This is a genomic window from Psychrobacter sp. 1U2 (genome assembly GCF_051847575.1).
The window spans coordinates 1-1,202 of record NZ_JBPYDC010000327.1 but is presented as its reverse complement, the minus strand read 5'-3'; the positions used below and the strand labels follow the sequence as shown (position 1 = coordinate 1,202).

At 44.8% G+C, this 1,202-nt stretch carries 1 protein-coding gene and 1 pseudogene; both read left to right on the top strand.

The genetic code is table 11. The features are described from left to right. The coding region (locus ACS8FD_RS15545; protein ID WP_439276514.1) for a 3-dehydroquinate synthase family protein at nucleotides 1-617 on the top strand (617 nt) is incomplete at its 5' end. 92 nt (nucleotides 618-709) lie between these two features. Continuing rightward, nucleotides 710-1,202: pseudogene (locus tag ACS8FD_RS15540) on the top strand (hypothetical protein); the annotation flags it as partial.

Sequence of the window (1,202 nt, the reverse complement as noted above, 5' to 3'; positions counted from 1 at the left end):
ACATGATTGGCGCTTTTTGGCAGCCGAAAATGGTGCTGGCTGATATGAGCACCCTCAAAACTTTACCTGCGCGTGAACTATCGGCAGGATTGGCTGAAGTCATCAAATATGCGTTGATCATGGATATTGAGTTTTTAGAGTGGCTTGAAACAAATCTACCTGCCATGATGCAACTGGATCTGGCAGTACTTGGAGCGGCTGTAAAGCGTTGTTGTGAGTATAAAGCGGCCGTAGTGGCGCAAGATGAAAGAGAAGCTGGTATGCGAGCGTTGCTCAATTTTGGTCATACTTTCGGCCATGTGATTGAGACTCACGAAGGTTACGGTAGTTGGCTCCATGGCGAAGCTGTTGCCGCTGGTATGGTGCAAGCGGCTCAGCTATCACAAATGATGGGCTGGCTAGGTGAAGCTGATGTGGCGCGGATCAAGCGTGTATTGATACTTGCTAACTTACCAATTGACCCACCACCTATCAATGTCGATACGGCTTTAGAGCTTATGGGGCATGATAAAAAGGTGAAAGGCGGACAAATTCGTCTAATTTTGTTAAAATCAATAGGACAAGCGGTGTTAACAGATGATTTTGATACGCAGCTACTTAACGATGTTTTATCATAGACTATACTTATCACTATAACATGAGTCGTTAGATAGCTGAGTCGCTATAGTTTACTAACATGCTTCACCCTATTTTCCCCAAGGAAACACCCATGGTCTCATCGAGCTCAACGACTCGTTCAAAACATACGTCATATCGCAGGCAGGCTTTAATGTGGCTGATGATGACTTTGCTTTTAGGGGTCTTGACCGCCCTGCTTTGGATGTTTAGTCAGACTCCCGCTATCGGTGCCAAAATTGAAAACGCGCCAATAGCAGCGCCAGAAGCCCTCAGTACTGAGCTGGCACAACCCTTGTCTGTTGAAGCGTTACATGAGCTTGATAATGACGTTCAACCGATCAACTTTGAAGATACCATCCGTGATTTGCGCAACTATCCTGATGAGTTTAAAGACAAGCGTTATTTGCTAGCCAATAAAGGTAAATGGACTGTACAAGTCATGAACGTAGCAGAGAACGAAGTCATTACCAGTTATCTGGAAGGCCGTGATGATCGTAAGAGGTTTTCATACTTTCGTTACCGTGATGATAATAATCAACTGCGTTATATGCTGACTTATGGACTAATGAGTAGTCCGCAAGAAG